The organism is Streptomyces sp. FH025, from assembly GCF_017427025.1.
In the GTDB taxonomy this organism is placed as follows: domain Bacteria; phylum Actinomycetota; class Actinomycetes; order Streptomycetales; family Streptomycetaceae; genus Kitasatospora.
In genome coordinates this window covers 1-3,829 of the sequence record NZ_JAFLNG010000722.1, presented here as the reverse complement: position 1 = coordinate 3,829, position 3,829 = coordinate 1, and the positions used below count along the sequence as shown (strand labels likewise).

Annotated in this window: 3 protein-coding genes; all 3 read left to right on the top strand. The window is 74.3% G+C overall.

Annotation, left to right across the window (positions count from 1 at the left end; genetic code table 11):
- Positions 1 to 1,287 (top strand): hypothetical protein (locus tag J0670_RS32725; RefSeq protein WP_207815738.1); only part of this gene is annotated, 1,287 nt, incomplete at its 5' end.
- Positions 1,288 to 1,301: 14 nt separating this feature from the next.
- Positions 1,302 to 2,276 (top strand): transporter substrate-binding domain-containing protein, encoded by a 975-nt coding sequence (locus J0670_RS32720; protein ID WP_207815737.1) that lies wholly within the window; start codon positions 1,302 to 1,304, stop codon positions 2,274 to 2,276.
- Positions 2,277 to 2,507: 231 nt separating this feature from the next.
- A partial coding sequence (locus tag J0670_RS32715; protein ID WP_207815739.1) for a hypothetical protein occupies positions 2,508 to 3,829 on the top strand: 1,322 nt, incomplete at its 3' end.

Below are 3,829 nucleotides of genomic sequence, written 5' to 3'. Positions count from 1 at the left end.
CGCACGCCCCCGGGTCGGCTGCGGCTGGCCGGGGTGGCGCTCGCGGTGCTCACGGTGGCCTTCGGCGGGCTCACCGCCTGGCAGTTGGAGGCCCGGGCCGCGGCCGCCGACCGGGTGGTCTCGTACAGCCAGCCGCTGAGCCAGAACGCGGCCGACATCCACCGCCGACTGGCCGACGCCGCCACCACCGCGACCACGGGCTTCCTGCTCGCCGGGGACGAGCCCAAGGAGGTCCGGGCCCAGTACGAGCAGGACCTCGCGACGGCCGCCGAGCTGATCTCGCAGGCCGCCGCGCGGACCACCGCGACCTCCCCCGCCCAGCAGAAGCTCACCGAGCTCAACCAGCAACTCCCGGTCTACTCCGGCCTGGTGGAGACGGCGCGGGCCAACGACCGGCTGGGCATCCCGCTCGGCGGCGCCTACCTGCGGTACGCCTCCGAGAAGATGCAGACCGACCTGCTGCCGGCCGCCCTCGAACTGACCCGGATCGAGAACGAGGCGCTCACCAAGGACTACGCCGACGCCGAGTCCTTCCCCTGGGCCGCGTACGGCCTGGCGGCGGTCACCCTCGCGGCGCTGGTCTGGGTGCAGGTGACGCTGTACCGCCGCACCAACCGGGTGTTCAACATCGGTCTGCTCGGCGCCACCGCCGCCGTGCTCGTCGGCGGGCTCTGGCTCGGTGCCGCCGGCCTGACCACCGGCGACGCGCTCCGCCGCAGCGACCGCGAGGGCGCGGCCCCGCTGCGGGCCCTCGACACCGCCCGGGTGGACGTGCTCCAGGCCCGGCTGGCCGAGAACCTGCACTACGTGGCGCGCGGCTCCACCGGCAAGTACCTGAAGCAGTGGGACGCCGCCACCGCGAGCCTGGTCGGGCAGGGTGACCAGAAGGTTCCGATGGAGCAGCGGACGGGCTCGCTGCCACAGGCCCTCGGCCGCGCCCCCGGGGTCGCCGAGTCGGCGCTCCGGGAGGCCGCCAAGCAGTACGACGTCTGGCACGGGCTGCACGACGCCGCACGGGACCTGGAGCTCAAGAAGTCCGACTACCAGGCCGCCCTGAACGCGACCGTGACGGCCGGCGGCGACCAGCAGACCTCCGACGCCGCCTTCAAGGCCACCGACAAGGCACTCGAACAGGCCGCCGGGATCGAGCAGCAGCGCTTCGAGGACACCGCCGGCGGCACCCACGACGACCTCCGGAACGCCGCCGTCGCGGCCGCCCTGCTCGGTGTGGTGGCCGCGGCCGCCGCACTGCTCGGCCTGGGCCGGCGACTGGCCGAGTACCGGTGAGGGGGAACCGACAGATGCGCAGCAGAACCGTACGCACCAGGCCCGTCGCGGCACTGGCGCTGCTGACGGCGGCGGCCGCCGTGCTCGGCGCCGGAGCGCCCTCCGGCGCCGCACCGGGCGCCCCGGTCGCCGCCGAAGCCGTCCAGCGGACGCAGCAAGCACAGCAGGCGCTCCAGGAGCAGAAGGACGGCTGCAAGCCCGTCCCCGTACCGCCGAGCACCGCGGACGGCCCGTCCGTGAAGGCCATCAAGGGCAAGGGCGTCCTGGTCATCGGCGTGGACCAGAACAGCTACCACTGGGGCGCCCGCAACCCGAACACCGGCAACCTCGAAGGCTTCGACATCGACCTGGCCAAGCGGATCGGCCGGGACATCATGGGCGACGAGAAGAAGGTGGTGCTCAAGCCGGTGGCGACCGCCGACCGGATCCCGGCGCTCACCTCGACCGACGGCAGCGGGGTCGACCTGATCGTCCGCACCATGACGATCAACTGCGACAACCTGGACAAGGTCGCCTTCTCCCAGCCGTACTTCAACATCAAGCAGCGGGTCCTGGTGCCGCACTCGTCCAAGGCCACCACCGTCGACGACGCGATCACCAACAAAACGGTCTGCGCCGCGAGCGGCTCGGTGGCCTCGAAGGTGCTGGACGCCAAGCGGACCGTCAAGAAGATCGTCCAGGTGGACAATCAGCTGGACTGCCTGGTGCGCATGCAGCTCGGCCAGGTCGACGCCACCATGACCGACGACGAGCTGGCGGCCGGTCAGAGCGCCCAGGACCAGACGGTGCGGCTGGTGGACGGCTTCGAGCAGCCGGAGACCATCGGCGTCGCGATGCGGCAGGACCGCACCGACCTCACCGCCCGGGTCAACCAGGTGATCTCCGACTTCTACCGGGACCGGGGCTGGGAGAACTCCTTCGAGAAGTGGGTCCAGCCCTACCTGCCGGACGGCTCCAAGGACCCGGCCCCGTACTGGCCCGCCGGCTGACCGGCAGGCGGCCCCGGGCGGCGGAGCGGGTGGCGGGGCGGCGGGCCGTTGACACCGTCTTGACGCCCCGCGCCCGCCCCGCCCGAACGGCCACCGGCTATGGTTCGGGACGATCACCACGGGGAGACCGGTGGTGAACACGGGGGCTGTCGTGGGATCGCGCGTCACGCACGTCGGGATCGCACGCGAGGAAGGAAGGACACCGCGGTGGCGGCATCGGCTGGCCCGGTACTGAGCCGGGAGGAGGTGGACCGCGCCCTCGCGCGCCTCGGCGCCGAACGGGACGCGGTCGAGTCGGCGCTGCTCGCGCTCCAGGACCACCCGGGCCTGCGGCTGCTGGACGGTGCCGAGCTGTCCGGGCGCACCCTGGAGCGGTGGTCCGTCGCGGGAAAGGGCCTGCCGCTGCTGTGGGCCCTGTTCGACCGCTACTCCGAGGCGCTCGCCTCCGCCCGCGCCGTACGGGCCCGCAAGGCCAAGCCCGGCTCGCCCGAACTCGCCGAGCTCACCGAGCTGTTGACCGGCGACGCGGTGACCGTCCCGGGCGGCGCGCTGCCGGACGGCCCGCAGCTGCTCGGCGCGCCCGCCAAACTGGTCGAGCGGATCAGCCTGGACGCGCTGATGGCCCGGATGAACTCCTGGTACGCCACCGTGCTGGAGGTGGTCAGCGCCGCCGACGCGGTCTGGTCGGCACTGCCCGCCCGGATCGACCTGCTGCTGGCCGAACTCCACCGGGTGCAGACCCTGGCCGTCTCGCTCGGCGTGCGGGCCGGCGCCCACCCGCTGGGCGACGACCTGACCGGGCTGGCCGCCGACCTCACCGGGCTGCGCACCGAGGTGCGCGAGGACCCGCTGGCCCTGTGGCGCCCGGCCCGGGTGCCCGCCCAGCGCGGCACCGTGCCCGAGGGCTCGGCCTTCGCCGGCCCCGCCGGGGTGGTGGACACCGAGCGCTTCGACCGGGCCGGCCGGGCGCTGGACGGCGTCCGGCTGGAACTGGAGAACCTGCTGCGGCTGCGCGACGACGCCGAGGAGCGCCTCCAGGGCGTCGGCGACCTGCTCCAGCGGGCCGACGCCACCCTGGCCGAGGCCCGCCGGGCGCGCGGCGAGGTGCTGGCGAAGATAGCGGCCAGCGACGTCCCCGCGGTGCCCGGTCCGGCCTCGGCGCTGCGCGAACGGATCGTCACCGCGCTGGAGCTGCGCCAGGGCGGGCAGTGGGGCCGGCTGGCGCCGCTGCTGGACGCCCTGGAGGACGCCGCCGCCAAGGAGCTGACCCGGGCCCGGCAGTCGCTCACCGAGGTGACCCAGCCGCTGGCCGTCCGGGCCGAACTGCGCGGCCGGCTGGACGCCTACAAGGCGATGGCGGCCCGGCTGCGGGTCTCCGAGGACCCGGAAGTGATCGAACGGTACGAGAAGGCGCGCTGGCTGCTGTGGAGCGCGCCCTGCGACCTGCGGGCGGCGGCCGCCGCGGTGGCCCGCTTCCAGCAGTCGCTGCGCCCGGCCCAGGCGGAAGCCGACGGCGGGCAGGCTCAGGAGGCGGCCGGCCAGACGCCGGTCGA